Origin of the sequence: Clostridium sp. CX1, assembly GCF_025398335.1 — a bacterium.
In the GTDB taxonomy this organism is placed as follows: Bacteria; Bacillota; Clostridia; order Clostridiales; family Clostridiaceae; genus Clostridium_AM; species Clostridium_AM tanneri.
The window spans coordinates 12865-29992 of sequence record NZ_JAODOO010000007.1; the positions used below are offsets into that span (position 1 = coordinate 12865).

At 32.2% G+C, this 17128-nt stretch carries 14 protein-coding genes; all 14 read right to left on the reverse strand.

What is annotated here, in order from left to right; genetic code table 11:
• Positions 1-7: 7 nt before the first annotated feature.
• The 14 genes from N4T77_RS09310 to N4T77_RS09375 all read right to left on the reverse strand — a co-directional run bounded on the left by N4T77_RS09310 (position 8) and on the right by N4T77_RS09375 (position 16973).
• Positions 8-364: an SMR family transporter gene (locus N4T77_RS09310; RefSeq protein WP_261671504.1), complete on the reverse strand. Its 357-nt coding sequence runs from the start codon at positions 362-364 to the stop codon at positions 8-10.
• Positions 361-1614 (reverse strand): hypothetical protein, encoded by a 1254-nt coding sequence (locus N4T77_RS09315; RefSeq protein ID WP_261671506.1) that lies wholly within the window; start codon positions 1612-1614, stop codon positions 361-363. Before N4T77_RS09315 ends, N4T77_RS09310 begins: the two co-directional genes overlap by 4 nt.
• 22 nt (positions 1615-1636) lie before the next feature.
• Complete coding sequence (locus N4T77_RS09320; protein WP_261671508.1) at positions 1637-2503, reverse strand: decaprenyl-phosphate phosphoribosyltransferase; 867 nt, start codon at positions 2501-2503, stop codon at positions 1637-1639.
• A 303-nt stretch (positions 2504-2806) separates the two neighbouring features.
• Positions 2807-3067: a stage V sporulation protein SpoVS gene (gene spoVS, locus N4T77_RS09325; protein WP_261671510.1), complete on the reverse strand. Its 261-nt coding sequence runs from the start codon at positions 3065-3067 to the stop codon at positions 2807-2809.
• Between the two features lie 153 nt (positions 3068-3220).
• A complete protein-coding gene (gene rny, locus N4T77_RS09330) occupies positions 3221-4762 on the reverse strand; it encodes a ribonuclease Y (protein WP_261671511.1) in 1542 nt (513 codons plus the stop codon).
• 309 nt (positions 4763-5071) lie between these two features.
• The gene (recA, locus tag N4T77_RS09335) at positions 5072-6133 is read right to left on the reverse strand and encodes a recombinase RecA (protein ID WP_261671512.1); all 1062 of its coding nucleotides are present in this window, start codon (positions 6131-6133) and stop codon (positions 5072-5074) included.
• Between the two features lie 397 nt (positions 6134-6530).
• Entirely contained in the window at positions 6531-7118 is a 588-nt protein-coding gene (pgsA, locus tag N4T77_RS09340; protein WP_261671513.1) for a CDP-diacylglycerol--glycerol-3-phosphate 3-phosphatidyltransferase, read from the reverse strand.
• Positions 7102-8442 carry a 30S ribosomal protein S12 methylthiotransferase RimO gene (gene rimO / locus N4T77_RS09345; RefSeq protein ID WP_261671514.1) on the reverse strand — a complete coding sequence of 447 codons (1341 nt, stop codon included), beginning with the start codon at positions 8440-8442 and terminating at the stop codon, positions 7102-7104. Before rimO ends, pgsA begins: the two co-directional genes overlap by 17 nt.
• 92 nt (positions 8443-8534) lie before the next feature.
• Positions 8535-10793 carry a DNA translocase FtsK gene (locus tag N4T77_RS09350; RefSeq protein ID WP_261671515.1) on the reverse strand — a complete coding sequence of 753 codons (2259 nt, stop codon included), beginning with the start codon at positions 10791-10793 and terminating at the stop codon, positions 8535-8537.
• 173 nt (positions 10794-10966) lie between these two features.
• Positions 10967-11668 carry an ATP-dependent Clp protease proteolytic subunit gene (locus N4T77_RS09355; RefSeq protein WP_315903164.1) on the reverse strand — a complete coding sequence of 234 codons (702 nt, stop codon included), beginning with the start codon at positions 11666-11668 and terminating at the stop codon, positions 10967-10969.
• A 123-nt stretch (positions 11669-11791) separates the two neighbouring features.
• Positions 11792-13003 carry an aspartate kinase gene (dapG, locus tag N4T77_RS09360; RefSeq protein ID WP_261671516.1) on the reverse strand — a complete coding sequence of 404 codons (1212 nt, stop codon included), beginning with the start codon at positions 13001-13003 and terminating at the stop codon, positions 11792-11794.
• Positions 13004-13059: 56 nt separating this feature from the next.
• A complete protein-coding gene (locus N4T77_RS09365; protein WP_261671517.1) occupies positions 13060-13332 on the reverse strand; it encodes a YlmC/YmxH family sporulation protein in 273 nt (90 codons plus the stop codon).
• Positions 13333-13407: 75 nt separating this feature from the next.
• Positions 13408-14706 carry a pitrilysin family protein gene (locus N4T77_RS09370; protein ID WP_261671519.1) on the reverse strand — a complete coding sequence of 433 codons (1299 nt, stop codon included), beginning with the start codon at positions 14704-14706 and terminating at the stop codon, positions 13408-13410.
• Between the two features lie 155 nt (positions 14707-14861).
• The gene (locus N4T77_RS09375; RefSeq protein WP_261671520.1) at positions 14862-16973 is read right to left on the reverse strand and encodes a polyribonucleotide nucleotidyltransferase; all 2112 of its coding nucleotides are present in this window, start codon (positions 16971-16973) and stop codon (positions 14862-14864) included.
• Positions 16974-17128 lie beyond the last annotated feature (155 nt).

Genomic DNA, 17128 nt, shown 5'->3' on the forward strand with positions numbered 1-17128 from the left:
TTATTCTTTAGCTTCTTGCCACTAATATTACTCCAACTATAATTAAAGCTACTCCCATAAGTCTCATTAATGAGATGTTTTCCTTAAATAAAAAATATGAGAAAAACATAACAAGTATATAACCTATGCTAACCATAGGATATGCATAACTTAGCTCTACCTTACTTAAAACTTTTATCCATAATAGAAAGCTTACTCCATAGGATATAATCCCACACATTACAGGAGCATTTTTTAGTATTCCTATTAAACTTTCAATAAAATAAGAGGCTGCAAAATTTAATTGAAGACTTGACGCTCCGTATTTCACAAGAACTTGTCCTATAGCACCTAAAAAAACTGAAACTAAAATTAATACAATCATGTTCTTATCTCCTTATATTTCTTTACTGCAGTTGCTAAAAAACGATAGAAGCAATATATCATTATAAATATTTCTGGAAAAGCATACCTGCCTTGACCCTCAGTTATAAAATATATACCGGTAAACATATAAAACAATACTGTATTATACAAATCATACCTATTTATATAATCTCTTCTATTTGTAACTAATTCTTTTAAAATTATTATACTATAAATTAATATGTATATAATCCCTGGAATAAAAATTAAATTCCTTATATTATTAGTTATAGAAAATAACATATCTTTCTTGTATTCACTAATTCCACTTCCATAGGTACTATATAGGAAATCATCTCCCCAAAAATAAGTATTAGTTAATCTCTTAAATCCAAGCTCTACAAATTCCTTCGGATGATTCTTAATCCATTTTTTTGCCTCAGTACCTAACATTTTATTTTTTTCAGTTGCATTTGCATTTTTATATTCCTCTGTGTTTACAACAGAGTTTTCAACATCTCCAGCAGCCATCCATCGACCAGATTTATTTTGAGAGTTGTTATTTATATATAAAACTATTCCCCCATTGTTTGATACATAAGTAAACTGTCCTACCAGTTTTGTATTTCTATAAATCCATGGTGAGATTACAATTGTGCAACTTATTAAAATAACCATTGAATTCTTAATTGCCTTTGTAAATCTCTTCTCTACGATAAAGTCAACTAGGAATACTGCGAAAGCAAATGCAATAAAAAATGGTTTCACCATTGTATTTAAACCTGTTAGAACACCAATTAATATATACTTGTGTTTAATTTTACTAAAATAAAGGTTAGTTATAAGCAGTAGTATAGTTGTAAATATTATTTCAGTAGCTAGTATACTATTGTAGAATATATTGCTTGGCATGAATACAAATAAAGCAAACAAAATTTTTCTTTCTATTTCTTTTATATCCATCTTTTCTAGTATAGATAAAAAGCAAAGGTAATTTACAGCAGTTAGTATTAAATTAAAAGTTTTTGCTTTTAATACACTTGCTCCAAATATCTTAAATATGCTACCTAGAATTATAGAATATCCTACTGATGTATAGGTATCTCCCCAAGGCAAGCCCTCTGATATATTCTTTGCAAGAGTATAATAATATTGAAAATCTGAAAAGGGTTTTGCATTTACAAAAATCACCCATAGTATAGAAGCTACCATCCCTAATAAAAAAGTTATTCTATAGTATCTATCCTGCCTCAAGCTTTCTATTCTCATAAATATATAATCCTTTCTACATTTACAGCTTTAAGTAGATTATAACTAAAACTGATATTATCCACAGCAGTATATTAATTAAAAAAGGAAAGTCCTTTCCAAATACTGCTTCTGGTTTTCCCCCTACATTGTCTTTGTCCACTAAATATTCATATCTAAAAATTCCATATAGAACAAAAGGTATTGTAAATATCATTGTCTTGCTCTGAACAGAACTAAAAGTATATAGACAGTACGCCATAAGTATAGAGGGCGTTACTATTGTAAGCATTTTATCGATCATATGCACAGAATATTCTTCTAATATTTTTCTATGAGAAGCACTCTTATCCTTTAGAGTTATAATCTCACTTTTTCTTTTATTTAAAGCTAGAAATAATGAAAGAAGTATAGTACAGAGCAATAACCAAGGTGATACGGAAACTCCTGTAGCAAAACTTCCACTCTCTACCCTCAATACAAAACCTAAAGTTATTATCATCACATCTATTATTACTATTTCCTTTAACTTAAAGGAGTAAAATATATTTATGACTATGTAAGATATTAATATCATACCAACTTTCATATTCAGCATAGAAGAAGAAAAAAACACTACACCTGATACTAAAAGTATACCTAATACTATAGCCGTACTTTTAGATACACGTCCACTTGGAAGTGGTCGTCTTTTCTTATCAGGATGACATCTATCCTTTTCTATATCAACAATATCATTTAATACGTATATTGAAGAAGATGCAAAACAAAATAAAATAAAAGTCAAAATATTTGCACTTAATATATTTATGTTAAAAAAGTTACCTGAAAAAACTGCAGCAGCGAAAACAAAAAAGTTCTTAATCCACTGTTTTGGTCTCATTAGTTCAATTATTGCCTTAATGTCCATTGACTTCCTCCCAAATGTTTATGTTACAAATTAACTGCTTAATTTATTTAATTATATATTAACTCATACCTTTTTACATTTTAACACAGCACGAAATATAGTCAATATCAATTATAACATAAAGGGTAAAATAGGATACCGATTCATAATTAAAGGGACTTGATTTAAATTCAAGTCCCTTTAGAAATCATTTTCAAATATAACCCTAACTATATTAACAGTATAAAATTTTAATTCTCTAAGAATTAAAAATAAAAAGCTAAATCAAATTTATTTTAACAAAAACCCCTAATAAGAAAGTTTTTATCTTGGCTGAACTATTAACTTTATTGCAGTTCTCTCTTCCCCATCAATTTGTATATCAGTGAAAGCTGGAATGCAAACTAAATCGATTCCACTTGGTGCAACAAAGCCTCTTGCAATAGCTACAGCCTTAATAGCCTGGTTTAAAGCACCAGCACCTATAGCTTGTATCTCTGCCGCTCCCCTTTCTCTTAAAACTCCTGCTAAAGCTCCTGCCACTGAATTTGGACTTGATTTTGCTGAAACCTTTAATACTTCCATAATAAACCTCCTATATATTATATTGACTTAATTAGTTATTATTACTACTGTATATTATTCTACAAAAAATTAAAAATTCCTTTTAAATTTTGTAAAGCTTCTGCATTTTACAAAACTTAAAAGGAATACCTTTAACTTCAAAATAATTATTTATTATTTTGCATATTCTATTGCACGGGTTTCCCTAATTACATTTACCTTTATCTGACCAGGATACTCTAATTCGCTTTCAATTCTCTTAGATATGTTCCTTGCCATTTCTACTGCCCCTGCATCATCAACTTCTTCTGGTTTGATCATAATTCTAAGTTCTCTTCCCGCTTGAATGGCATATGACTTTTCTACGCCCTCACATGTATTTGCAATCTCCTCAAGTTTCTCTAATCGCTTAATATAAGCTTCTAGAGTCTCTCTTCTCGCTCCAGGTCTTGCAGCTGAAATTGCATCTGCTGCCTGAACAAGTACAGCTTCTAAAGATTGAAATTCCATATCGCCATGGTGAGCACCAATGGCATTTACTACTATGGATGATTCACGATATTTTTTTGCAACTTCTGAACCAATGATAGCATGAGGTCCTTCCATTTCATGATCTACAGCTTTACCTATGTCATGAAGTAATCCTGCTCTCTTTGCAATAGTTGGATCAATGCCAAGTTCTGAAGCCATGAGACCAGCTAAATAAGCAACTTCTATAGAATGTTTAAGTACATTCTGACCATAACTAGTTCTGTATTTTAGTCTTCCTAATAACTTAATTAATTCTGGATGAAGACCATGTACGCCAGTTTCAAAAGTTGCCTGCTCTCCTTCTTCCTTGATATCATTTTCAACTTCTTTTTTAGCCTTTTCTACCATTTCTTCAATTCTAGCTGGATGGATTCTTCCATCGATTATTAGCTTTTCCAATGCTATTCTAGCTACTTCTCTTCTTATTGGGTCAAATCCAGAAAGAATTACTGCTTCCGGTGTATCATCTATTATTAGATCTACACCAGTTAGGGTTTCAAGGGTTCTTATATTTCTACCTTCCCTACCGATTATTCTCCCTTTCATTTCATCATTAGGTAAAGAAACAACATGTACTGTAGTTTCAGCTACATGATCAGCTGCACATCTTTGGATGGCATAGGTTATAACTTCTCTTGCTCTTTTATCTGCCTCTTCCTTAGCTTTAGCCTCTACCTCTTTTATCATTATTGCAGTGTCGTGTTTTATTTCCTTATTGACTTCTTCCAATAAAATTTGCTTAGCTTCTTCAGCCGTTAAGCCTGACAACCTCTGAAGTTCTTCTCTTTGCTTTCCATACAATTCCTCTACACTTGCTTGCAATTCATCGATTGTTTGCTGTCTCCTATTCATGCTGTCTTCTTTCTTTTCAAGTGCATCACTCTTTTTATCCAGCAATTCTTCTCTTTGTATTAATCTTCTCTCTAATCTTTGAAGTTCATTTCTTCTATCTCTAGATTCTTTTTCCAAATCAGTTCTTAGTTTGTGAACTTCTTCTTTAGCCTCGATAATTGCCTCTTTCTTCTTAGATTCAGCCTCTCTCTCAGCCTCTTCTTTCAATCTATTAGACTCCTCAAGAGCCTGTGACTTTATAACATTTGCTTTATTTGTTGTTGCTCTAAACATAGCAAATAAAGCAACTGCTATTATTATACCAATAATAACCTCGTATATAATAGGTATCACATGAACACCTCCTTTGCTTTTATTTGTGTATCTATCTTTTTAATTAAATATGCAAGCATAGAAAAGGTGTCATATTTATTCAATTGGTAATTTAAAATTCGCGATAAACCAGAATTTGTCTTCATTTTATATTATATTTTAATTATTGTCAAGGTTATATGAACTTTATTCCCTATTTTATAATTATATTTTTCATTATTTTTGTAATTATTTCATATTATACAAATTATACTTTAAATTGGTACAACATATGCTAAATCTAAATAAAAAATCGCAAGCTCTTACAACCTGCGATTTTGATACTTTGGATTACTCTGCATCTGCACTTGCTTCTTCCTTTACCTCTTGAACGTTAACTGCTGTAGGTTTTAATACTGGTAATTCATGTTTTTCTCTTATTTTACTCTCTATTTCGTAAAGAACATTAGGATTTTCTCTTAAATATTGCTTAGCATTTTCTCTTCCCTGTCCAAGTCTAATGTCATTGTAAGAGAACCATGCGCCACTTTTTTGTACAAGTTCCTCTTTCACACCTACATCTAATACGTTTCCTTCTCTTGATATTCCCTGATTATACATTATATCAAATTCTGCCTGTTTAAAAGGTGGTGCAACCTTATTTTTTGTAACCTTAACCTTTGTTCTATTACCAATTATTTCATCGCCCTGCTTAATTGAATCTATTCTTCTAATATCCATTCTTACTGATGCATAGAATTTTAAAGCTCTTCCTCCTGGAGTTGTTTCCGGATTACCAAACATAATTCCAACCTTTTCTCTTAACTGATTTATAAATATAGCTACACATTTAGATTTATTTATAGATCCAGTAAGCTTTCTTAAGGCCTGTGACATAAGTCTTGCCTGTAATCCTACATGTGCATCTCCCATTTCCCCTTCTATTTCTGCTCTAGGTACTAGCGCTGCTACTGAGTCTACAGTTATTACGTCTATAGCTCCAGATCTAACTAGTGCTTCTGCTATTTCCAAAGCCTGCTCTCCTGTATCCGGCTGAGACACAATTAAGTTATCTATGTCTACCCCAAGAGCTTTTGCATAAACAGGATCAAGTGCGTGTTCTGCATCAATGTAAGCTGCCACCCCTCCTGCTTTTTGAGCTTCAGCAACTATGTGAAGTGCAACGGTAGTTTTACCAGAAGATTCTGGTCCAAATATTTCTATTATTCTTCCTCTAGGAACTCCACCAATCCCTAAAGCTATATCTAGATCAAGACAACCTGTAGATATTGCATCTACATTAAGTCCACTTTGTTCTCCAAGTTTCATAACAGAGCCTTTACCAAACTGCTTCTCTATGTTTCCCATAGCAGCTTCTAAGGCCTTTAATTTATCCGCATTAATATTCCCCACAGGGATCACTTCCTTTCCTTTTTCGAACGCTTGTTCTAATACAATTATATACTATAATCTTTTCAAGGTCAACTGTATAAAAAATTTCCTTATTTGAAATTATATAATCTTTTGTAGCAATATAAAAATTAAAAAACAAAGTTCCTGAAATTCAGGAACTACTAAGCTGTTATTATAATTATAGACAAGTTTATAGAAACTAATCATCCTTATTGAATTAATCGCAAAAGTATTTTATGAGAATTAAGAACATGAAAAACATTCCTAATCCTCAATGCTAACTGTTTTACTCTATGACTACAGGCTATAATACTCTTATCACCCTTAAGATAGGAGTAAATAGCGTTTACGTCCCTAGATAAGACTTCTAGCCCTCACTTGAAGGCTATAAATCTTTTTATCTGTCTGACCTCATAACCTCTCGATTTTTTAAGAAATAATCTAAACCTGAAACTATAGTAATGATTACTGCTGCAGACATTGCTATAGCCGTAACTAAATTTAAAAATCTATGAGGATAGTTAATAAATTGTTTAATAATGCCAAAGGATACATTATTGTAACTCAAATTAATTAGTCCTAATATAATAGCTATTATCTGTGTTACTGTTTTAGCCTTTCCCCAAGGACTTGCTGCTATAACTATACCTTCTGCGGCAGCCACTGATCTCAATCCTGTTACCGCAAACTCCCTAGCAATAATTATCATTGCGGCCCAGCTTGGTATTATATGAAACTCCACTAAAGATATTAAAGCTGCTGTTACTAGAAGCTTATCTGCTAATGGATCCATAAATTTTCCAAATCTAGTTACCTGGTTTCTACTTCTTGCTATATACCCATCTAATGTATCTGTTACAGATGCTATTATAAATATAGCAATAGCAATAAGATTTCCATAGGGTATGTCTTTTACAGTAATAAAAATTAAAAATACTGGAACTAATATAATTCTTAGTATTGTGAGCTTATTCGCAAGATTCATCACATACAACTCCCATTAAATCATATTCAAAGCTTTTAGTTATTTTTATGTTTAAAATAGCTCCTTTCTCAACAGTATCATTGCCTTGGAAATAAACAAGACCATCTATTTCAGGTGCCATTTCAAAATTTCTGCCATACCACAAGTCCTCTCGTTTCCCCTCAACAAGTACCTTGTAAATTCTACCAACCTTATTTTCATTTATTTCTTTAGATATCTGCTGTTGAAGAATCATTAATTCTTTTTCTCTTTCTTTTTTAATGTTTTCTTCAACTTGATTTTCCATTACAGCTGCCGGTGTACCTTCTTCTTGAGAGTATGTGAACACACCTAGTTTATCAAGCTTTATTTCTTGAACAAATTCCTTTAACTCATTGAAGTTTTCTTCCGTTTCTCCCGGGAAGCCTACAATAATTGATGTTCTTATAACTATATCTTTTACTTTTTGTCTTAATTTATTTAAATTATTAATTATTTCTTCTTTTCTTCCTCTTCTACCCATAAGTTTTAAAATATCGTTACTTATGTGTTGAATAGGAATATCTAAGTAATGACATACCTTAGGATTGCTAGCAATTTCATCTATAAGCTCATCAGTTATTTCCTCTGGATAACAATATAGTATTCTTATCCATTCTATATTCTCAATTTTAGAAACTTCTCTTATTAATTCCGGTAGCATCTTCTTACCGTAAATATCAGTACCATATCTAGTAGTATCCTGAGCAACTAGTATAATTTCCCTTACCCCTTGGTCCGCTAAACTTCTTGCCTCTTCCATTATACTATCCATCTGCCTGCTTCTATATCTTCCTCTTATTTTAGGAATTATACAGTAAGTACAAAAATTGTCACAGCCTTCAGCAATTCTTAGATAAGCTGTTGCAGACTGAGTTGTCAATATTCTCTTCCCTTCATTTATACTAAGGTCACTATAGTTAAAACTATAAACTTTTTCTCCTTTACCCTGCACACATCTCTCAATACTTTCATTTAACTTACTATAGTCGTTAACTCCAAGCATTATATCTGCTTCAGGCAATAGTTCTGTAAGTTCTTTACCATATCTTTGAGTTAGACAGCCTGTTACCACAAGAAGCTTGCAATTATACTTCTTTTTATATTCTGCCATCTCAAGTATAGTATCTATTGACTCTTGCTTTGAGGATTCGATAAACCCACAGGTATTCACTATTATAACATCAGCTTCCCTAGGATCATTTACTATAACATTCTCTGCATTTATCTTACTTAAAATAATTTCTGAATCTATTCTGTTTTTATCGCAGCCTAAACTAATAAGTCCAATTTTTAATTTTTCCACTTTCGTTCCTCCTGTATATATGTAGTGTGATTTAAGTAAACTCATATTTTATTTTAAATCTACTTTTTATATTTTACAAGAAAAAATTTAAATCAAAGCTCTTCTCTTTTAATTAGTACCTGTCTCGGCTTACTTCCATCTTTACCAGATATTATTCCTCTTTCTTCCATTTGTTCTATTATTCTAGCTGCTCTATTATATCCAATTCTAAGCCTTCTTTGTAGTAAGGATGTGGATGCCTGTCCTGCATCTACAACTATTCTGGTGGCTTCCTCTAATAGATCGTCATGGTCAGATTCCTCTTCGTTTGAACTTGTATCTATCTGCTCTATTATATGATCCTCGTAGCTTGGTTCTCCCTGTTTATCCTTGATAAAATTCACTACATTCTCAACTTCACCTTCTGTAATAAAAGCACCTTGAATTCTTATAGGCTTTGCCTCGCCTACTGGATAAAAAAGCATGTCTCCTTTACCCAGGAGCTTCTCCGCTCCAACAGTATCAAGTATGGTTCTTGAATCAATTTGACTTGAAACTGCAAAGGATATTCTCGATGGAATATTTGCTTTTATAACTCCCGTTATAACATCTACAGAAGGTCTCTGAGTAGCAATAACTAAATGCATTCCCGCAGCCCTAGCCATCTGGGCTAAGCGTCCTATATAGTCTTCAACATCATTAGGACATACCATCATTAAGTCTGCAAGCTCATCAATTATTATTACTACAAAAGGAAGCTTACTTTCTACTTTACCCTTTCCTATGAGATCATTATAACCTTCAATATTTCGCACTCCGTTATCTGCAAAAAGCTTATACCTTCTGGTCATTTCCTGTACAGCCCAATTTAAAGCTCCTGCAGCCTTTTTAGGTTCAGTAACTACTGGTATCAATAGATGGGGTATTCCATTATAAACACTTAGTTCAACTACCTTTGGGTCTATCATTAGAAGTTTAACATTATCCGGCGAATACTTATAAAGTAAACTTACTATAAGGGTGTTAATACATACACTTTTTCCTGAACCTGTAGCACCTGCGATAAGCATATGGGGCATTTTAGAAAGATCAGATACTACACAATTTCCACCTATATCCTTTCCAAGGCAGTAGGCAAGATTTTTGCTTGAACTTGTAAATTCCTCTGATTCTATAACTTCCCTTAAATACACGGCAGTTAAATCTCTATTTGGCACCTCTATTCCTATGGCAGACTTTCCTGGTATTGGAGCTTCTATTCTAACACCTGAAGCAGCAAGACCTAGAGCTATATCGTCAGCTAGGTTTACAATTTTACTTACTTTTACCCCAGGGCTTGGCTGCAGTTCGAATCTAGTAACAGAAGGCCCCTTACTTACCTGTATAACCTTGGCTTCTACCCCAAAACTGCTTAGGGTTTCTTCTAGCTTATTAGCATTATTAATTAATTCCTTTTTATCTTCTCTATTTAACTTAGATTGAATATTAGGTTTTAACAAATCTACTGGTGGATAGTTATATTGGGTGTTTAATAAAGTTTTGTTGTCTGTCATTTGTTTCGTCAGCACTTCATTTATGGAATTGTCCTCTATTTTATCAGATGCGCATTCCACTTCTATCTTTTGCTGACGTACAACTTTATCAAGGCCATCATCTGTATTTGCACTTGGTTGATTTTCTTCCTCTTTTTTATCTGCTGATTTCATGAAATCTAATATCTTAATTCTATTATTAATATTTTTGATAAAGCTTTCTTTTTCACAGTTACCCTTTTTAGGCCTGTCCTTAATATCATTTTTATCGTTAATTATAGTATCTTCTTCTTCAATTGTCCTTTCCATTAATGACTGTTTAATTCCATGTAAAATATCATATATAGTGACTTTGCTCATTAGTATAAAGGAAATTATGTAGAAAGATATAAAAATCACATAAGACCCTACTGTTCCAAAAAGTTTAAATATTGGTACATCGATTAAAAAACTTATAATTCCTCCATGCAGCATAGTATCTGCTTCATATAACTTCTTTACACCTAAAGTAACATCCTCATTTATATAATAGTTAGGCATTATTACCATTTGAATAAATAAAAGAGTATTTACTAAAAATAGAATAATACCATAGAACTTTTTGCTAAAGTTTATTTTATTCTTTTTTACTATAAGGCAAAACCCTAGAAAAATTATTAATGCAGGAAATACAAAAGCTCCTAGTCCCATAACAGCTACTAAGATTTTTTTTATTATCTTCCCTATAATTCCCGAAGGACTTGATGAGAAAACACTGATAATCATTAGTATTCCTGTGGTAATCAATAAGATTCCTTTAATATCACTATTTAGTTCATAGGTTTCAGACTTTCTAGCCATCTATAATCTCACCTCCGAAAATAAACTAAATTAATAGTTGTAAATTTGATCCGTACTAGGTCTAAAATTTGCAATGATACTATAATTTATTTCTACATAGCGGGCCTATTTCCTTTTAAGTTTATTTATAAATACAAATTACCATAGGAAAGATCCTATGGTCCTTTTGCTTTTTATCTGTTTTTTATGAGCTCATCTAATTTTTTAAGAGCATCACTTATTCCTCCAACCTCATCAATTAATCCTTCATCTACCGCTTGTTTTCCAATTAAGATAGTGCCCATGTCATTTAAAAGCTCATCAGTCTGGAGCATTAGCTGTCTTAACCTATCCTTTTCTATTTTTGAAGTCCTGACTACAAACTCATTTATTCTTTCCTGCATTTTATTGAAGTATTCAAAGGTTTGAGGAACTCCTATAACAAGACCAGTCATTCTTATAGGATGAACAATCATAGTTGCTGTAGGTGATATAAAGGAATAATCTGCTGAAGTAGCTAAAGGCACTCCAATAGAATGACCTCCTCCAATAACTAAAGATACTGTAGGTTTACTTAAACTTCTTATCATTTCAGATATAGCGAGTCCTGCTTCTACATCCCCTCCTACAGTGTTTAGTACTGAAAGGACTCCTTCAACATTTGGGTCGTTTTCTATAGCTATTAAGTGAGGTATAATATGTTCATATTTGGTAGTCTTTGTTTGAGGTGGTAAAACTCCATGGCCTTCGATCTGACCAATTATAGGTAGTATTTGAATTCTATCTCTACCCTTTGGAAGGTTAGGTATACCTAACTCCTTTATATTCTGGAGTTCTTTATTGCCTTTTAAGTCCACACTTTCTTTGCCTTCTTTATTTTCTTTTTCTTCAGACATATAGTAATCCCCTCCTTGCATAGTTTTATTTTGTGCATTAAAGGGGATTATATACATAAGTTATAACGCTGAATACACTTTTTGGCTAGATGTACTATCTATGATATGGTAGAATAATCTATATTAACCTTCGCATCCACCTAACTTAAAGTCTCTATGAAGAGAATTTATTGCCCTCTCTGCATTTTTACTTTCTACAAGACACCAAATAGTAGTATGAGAGTCTGCAGTTTGAAGAACATCAATTCTCTCTCTTGCTAGTATTTTCAATATTTTAGCCATTACACCTGGAATTCCTCTCATTCCAGCTCCAATCAATGAAATTTTTGTGCACTCTTCTACATAAGAATATTGTAGTCCCAAATTTTTCATTATAATCTTTAGATTATCTAAATCTTTTTCATCTATAGTAAATATCTTTTGCTTAGTAAATACGTTTATTAAATCTAAGCTTATTGATTTATTAGCTAATTCATCAAATAGTACCCAATAGTTATCGTTGTCAGTGTTTTTACTGCATTCAACGGTAACTTGTACTCTCTTATCCATAGAAGTTATTCCATCTATAACGTTATTTGAACTTTGAATAGCTTTATTGCTTATTATAGTTCCTTTACAGTCACTCATAGTGTTTTTAATAGCTAAGGGAATATTCCCTTTCATTGCTATTTCTACTGCTCGTGGATGGATTACTTTCGCTCCCTGATCTGCAAATTGAAAAACTTCATTATAACTTATTTCTTCAATTAAAGATGCATCAGATACTATCCTTGGATCTGCAGTCATAATGCCATCTACATCTGTATAAATCTGAACTTCTTCTGCCTGTAATGCCACGCCTAGAAGAGCAGCGGTAGTATCACTGCCACCTCTTCCGATAGTAGTAATAAAACCTTTCTCACTTACTCCTTGAAATCCTGCTACAACAGGTATTTTTCCTTCTTTAAGTATATTTAGCAATTTCTCTGATTCAACTCTTAATATAGCTGCATTATTATAGCTATCATCTGTTATTATACCTGCTTGTCCTCCTGTTAAAGGCACTGCCTGAAGATTGTTCTTAGCTAATTCGTCGCTCACTACCACTGTGCTTATAATTTCACCGCATCCCATAAGCAAGTCTACACCTAAAGAATTCTTCTTTTTAAACTCATCACTTATTAAGGAGAGAAGTGTATCTGTTGCATAAGGTTGCCCTTTTCTTCCCATAGCAGATACCACTACTACAGGACAAAATCCTTCTTCTATTCCCTTTAGTATTTTATTAACTACTAGTGCCCTTCTTTCATGGGTGGATACAGAAGTTCCTCCAAACTTTTGTATTAAGATTTTCATCATTTACCCTCCATCAAATTCTTTAGTATCAGTATATTAAAAAGAACCCTAATGTGTTAACGAGATCTCTTTAACATTTTTTCCTCTGCATCAAATATTATAGTCTTGGATCCAATCTTTTTCACGTATTCCCAAGGCACTTCGATAAATTCATTTTTTGCAAAGAATCCAAACTTTGATTTACTATCGTTTAAAATTAAGAGTTTTAAATTCCCATCTTCATCAATTACTATATCGTTATTACCTAAGCAGTTGAATTTATCTCCGTCATTTACATTTATTATTTCATACTTTTCCATTTCACTATATAATTTGATATTTTCATTCATTAATTATACCTCCTTAATATTATCTATCCGTTCACTTACATATTATGAATAATATTAAGGAGTTATTACTGCATCCTATATAGATTTATTTTTTATGTTTTCAAAAGCCACTTTTTCCTTTTCAAGTATATTATCTACAATAGCCATATCCACACTTTCTCCAACAAAGGCTGAATTTATTATACCATGACAAAAGGTTTTCTGCATAACATCATCTAATTTATTTCTATCTATTTTATTTATTTTTTCCATCAAATCTTCTGGTGTATTTATTCTGTTTAGGAACAATACAGATTTTCCATTGCTAAACATTCTACTGCTAGTACTCTCTAACCCCAGAAAATAGCTTCCCTTTAATTGCTCTTTTGATTTAATCAACTTTTCATCACTTATGCTATTTTTCACAAATTTATTAATTTCATCTTTTATCATACTTATAGCATCCACTGCATATTTAGGATTAAGACTTGTATAAACGCTTACTACTCCTGTATTTACGAAGGCTGAAATATAGGAGTAAATGGAGTAGCACAAACCTTTTTCTTCCCTTATTTTTTGAAAAAGTATAGAAGATGCTCCTCCTCCAAGTACGTTGCTTAAAAGCAACAATGTATATATGTCTTCATTTCCTGTTTCTATTCCTGGCATTGCCAAGCTTATATGAAGCTGTTCTATACTCTTTTTCTTGAATAAGTTGTTACTTAGAAGTTTAGGTTTTGAATATTCTGTCACTCTTTTATCAGTACTGTTCCAGTTTCCAAAATACTTTTCTACCAGTTTTTCGATACTTCCCATATCAAATTTTCCTGATATGGATATAACAGAATTCTCAGGTATATAGTAAGAATTTATATAATCTAAAATCTGCTCTCTAGTAAAAGATTTCACCGTTTTTTCTGTTCCTAATATAGGCAGAGATATTGAGGCTTCTCCCCATATAGCAGTACTATGAAGGTCAGAAAGTACATCCTCCGGTGAATCTTCACTCATATTTATCTCTTCAGTAATTACACTTTTTTCTTTTTCTATATCTTCCTCTAAAAACTTGCTATTAAAAAGCATATCTGAAATTACATCTAGGGCAAGATCCAAGTGAGAATCTAAAGCCCTAATATAGAAACAAGTTGCCTCTTTACCTGTAAAGGCATTTATCTGTCCACCTACATCTTCAATGCATTCAGCTATCTGAAGAGCTGATCTATTTTTTGTACCCTTAAAAAACATATGTTCTATGAAATGAGATATTCCGTTGTTATTTTTATCCTCATTTCTTGATCCATTTTTCACCCATAATCCTACACTTACCGAATTCACATATTCTATATTCTCAACAACCACTCTTAACCCATTATTTAATTTAAATAAGTTATACATTAGAGCCTCCTCAGAAATTTATTTTTTATCTGTATATACTTTCTACTGTTTATTAAGTTCTCAAAAGCATGGTATTTTCTATGTTTTCTATAAGTATACACTATTGTAAGCTATAATATACAAAAATAAAAAGGCACTATAATGCCCTTCTATTTTTACTGTTCTGTTGTCTCTTTTTCTTCTGAGTCTTTTATAGCATCTTTTCTAGAAAGATTAACTCTACCTTGGTTATCTATTTCTGTTACCTTAACTAGTATTTCATCTCCAACGGAAACGATATCTTCAACTTTATTTACTCTTGCAAAATCAAGTTTTGATATATGCACTAGACCTTCTTTACCTGGAAGTATCTCAACAAAAGCTCCAAAGGTAGTTATCTTTGTAACTTTTCCTAAGTATATTTCTCCCACTTTAACTTCTCTAGTTAAATCATCAATAATTTTTAAAGCTCTCTTAGCACATACACTGTCATCAGACATTACAAATATCTTTCCATCTTCTTTTATATCGATTTTAACTCCAGTTTCGGCTATTATCTTATTAATCACCTTTCCACCTGGTCCGATTACATCTCTAATCTTATCTGGATCAATACTCATCGTGTAAGTTTTTGGTGCATATTTTGATAATTCCTCTCTTGGCTGAGAAATACATTCATTCATTTTCTGTAATATGTGTAATCTAGCTTTTTTTGCACCTTCTAGTGACTTTTTAATACAGTCATTAGATAATCCTTTTATTTTTGTGTCAAATTGAATAGCTGTAATTCCAACCTCTGTTCCAGCAACTTTAAAGTCCATATCGCCAAAGAAGTCTTCTATGCCTTGTATATCTGTTATTACTTCTTCTTTAGATAAATCTTCACTTGTAATAAGTCCCATAGCGATTCCTGCTGCTGGTCTTTTAATTGGAACTCCCGCATCTAGAAGAGCTAACGTACTAGCACATACACTTGCCTGTGAAGTTGAACCATTTGAACTTAATACTTCTGATACAAGTCTTATAGTATATGGGAATTCTTCCTCATTTGGTATCAATGGCTCTAAAGCTTTTTCAGCTAAGGCACCATGACCAATTTCTCTTCTTCCTGGTCCTCTTAAAGGTCTTACTTCTCCTACACTATAAGATGGGAAGTTATAGTGATGCATATATCTTTTAAATTCTTCTGAGCCTAAACCATCTAAAATTTGAACATCTCCTAGAGCTCCCAAAGTTGCCACAGTCATTACCTGAGTTAAACCTCTTGTGAATAAACCAGTACCATGTGTTCTTGGAAGAAGAGCAACATCACAACTAATAGGTCTTACTTCCTCAAAGCCTCTGCCATCTGGTCTTCTATGTTCATTTAAAAGCATATTCCTAACTATTTCTTTTTGGATTGAATATATGATATCCGCTATGTCAGCACCATTTTCTGGGTATTTCTCACTAAATTCTCCACTAACTTTTTCCTTTACGGAATCCATAGCTTCATTTCTTTGGTCTTTATCTGTTATGTACATAGCTTCTTTTATCATATTAAATGCAAAGTCTCTAACATCTTTTTCTATAGCTTCATCTACTTTATATAGTTCTACTATTGACTTTTCTTTTCCTAACTTTGTCATAACTTCTTCTTGAAATGCTACAATTTTTTTACATTCCTCAAAACCAAACATAATACCTTCATACATTACATCTTCAGGTATTTCATCTCCACCAGCTTCTACCATCATAACTCTTTCTTTAGTTGCACATACAGTTAGATTTAAAGTACTCTTTTCTCTCTGCTCTAAGGTTGGATTTATAATAAATTCTTCGTCTATTAATCCAACTGATACAGCTGCTACTGGATTATTAAAAGGTATACTAGAAAGGCATAAAGCTATTGATGCTCCATTTATAGCTAATATATCTGGTGCATTATCTTGTTCTACTGACACTACAGTACAAACTACTTGAACGTCATTTCTATATCCTTTAGGGAATAATGGTCTTATCGGTCTGTCAATTGCTCTTGCATGTAAGATAGCTTTTTCTGAAGGTTTTCCCTCCCTTTTTATAAATCCACCTGGTATCTTACCTACAGCATATAATCTTTCCTCATACTCTATGCTTAAAGGGAAAAAATCTACCCCTTCCCTTGGCTTATCTGAAGCATTTGCATTAACAAGAATCACTGTATCACCGTAACTTACAAGTACAGCAGAATTTGAAAGCATACCAACCTTACCATGCTCAACCTTCAAAGTCCTTCCGGCAACAGTAGTTTCCATAACTTGACTCATAAATTAACCTCCTTTCACAGGTTACAATATTATTATCAATATTTATCAATATTATTATACAACTTAAATAGATAATTTTTAATATTTTTATGTATTATACATTATAAAAATTGTATTTTTATTCCATTTATTTTTTTTAAAATAATAGAGCGGTT

Coding starts and splice junctions, on each gene's coding strand:
- N4T77_RS09310 (WP_261671504.1), bottom strand. CDS start 364: ATGATTGTATTAATTTTAGTTTCAGTTTTTTTAGGTGCTATAGGACAA.
- N4T77_RS09315 (WP_261671506.1), bottom strand. CDS start 1,614: ATGAGAATAGAAAGCTTGAGGCAGGATAGATACTATAGAATAACTTTT.
- N4T77_RS09320 (WP_261671508.1), bottom strand. CDS start 2,503: ATGGACATTAAGGCAATAATTGAACTAATGAGACCAAAACAGTGGATT.
- spoVS (WP_261671510.1), bottom strand. CDS start 3,067: ATGGAAGTATTAAAGGTTTCAGCAAAATCAAGTCCAAATTCAGTGGCA.
- pgsA (WP_261671513.1), bottom strand. CDS start 7,118: ATGAATCTTGCGAATAAGCTCACAATACTAAGAATTATATTAGTTCCA.
- N4T77_RS09350 (WP_261671515.1), bottom strand. CDS start 10,793: ATGGCTAGAAAGTCTGAAACCTATGAACTAAATAGTGATATTAAAGGA.
- N4T77_RS09355 (WP_315903164.1), bottom strand. CDS start 11,668: ATGTCTGAAGAAAAAGAAAATAAAGAAGGCAAAGAAAGTGTGGACTTA.
- dapG (WP_261671516.1), bottom strand. CDS start 13,003: ATGAAAATCTTAATACAAAAGTTTGGAGGAACTTCTGTATCCACCCAT.
- N4T77_RS09365 (WP_261671517.1), bottom strand. CDS start 13,332: ATGAATGAAAATATCAAATTATATAGTGAAATGGAAAAGTATGAAATA.
- N4T77_RS09370 (WP_261671519.1), bottom strand. CDS start 14,706: ATGTATAACTTATTTAAATTAAATAATGGGTTAAGAGTGGTTGTTGAG.
- N4T77_RS09375 (WP_261671520.1), bottom strand. CDS start 16,973: ATGAGTCAAGTTATGGAAACTACTGTTGCCGGAAGGACTTTGAAGGTT.